We start from the raw sequence: 560 nt of genomic DNA, 5'->3' as shown, positions 1-560 counted from the left end.
GGCGACAGCGCTGGCAATGGCGCGGGCAACGGCGCGGGAACGCTGGACGCGGGCCGGGGCCACTACATGGCGCTGTGCGCCAGCTGCCACGGCAGCGAGGGCCTGGGCCGCAGCCTCACCATGCCCCCGCTCAAAGGCAACAGCACCGTGCGCCAGGCCGACGCCCGCAACCTGGTGCTGGCCATCCTCGTCGGCCTGCCCAAGCACCCGGCCACCCGGCAGGGCCCCACGCCCCTGCCCGGCATGCCCGGCTTCATGCAGGAGTTGACCGATGGCGAAGTCGCCGCCCTGGCCAACTACACCCGCGCCACCATGGGCGGCCAGCCCGCCGACGTGACGGCCGCCCAGGTGGCAGACCTGCGCAGCGCAGCGGGCAAGGCGGGACACAGGCCAGCGCCCTGAAACCCCGGCCTGCTCTGCAGGCCCTAGCCCGCATGCCCGCGCCTGCGTCGTGGCGGTTGCGGGGTTGCAGTCCTGCCGAAGGGCAGGACTGCTTCGTCAACTGGCTGTGATCACGGCCCGAAACCCCGCCCATTGTTTCCACCACGGAACCAACCGCG

1 protein-coding gene is annotated in these 560 nt (G+C 72.7%); it reads left to right on the top strand.

All coding sequences use genetic code 11. The features are described from left to right. A partial coding sequence (locus JNK74_29800; protein MBL7650364.1) for a cytochrome c occupies positions 1-402 on the top strand: 402 nt, incomplete at its 5' end. Positions 403-560: the final 158 nt, after the last annotated feature.

The organism is Candidatus Hydrogenedentota bacterium (assembly GCA_016791475.1).
In the GTDB taxonomy this organism is placed as follows: Bacteria; Hydrogenedentota; Hydrogenedentia; order Hydrogenedentales; family JAEUWI01; genus JAEUWI01.
Note: the sequence above shows the minus strand (reverse complement) of the source record. Positions and strands in the feature narration are given on the sequence as shown.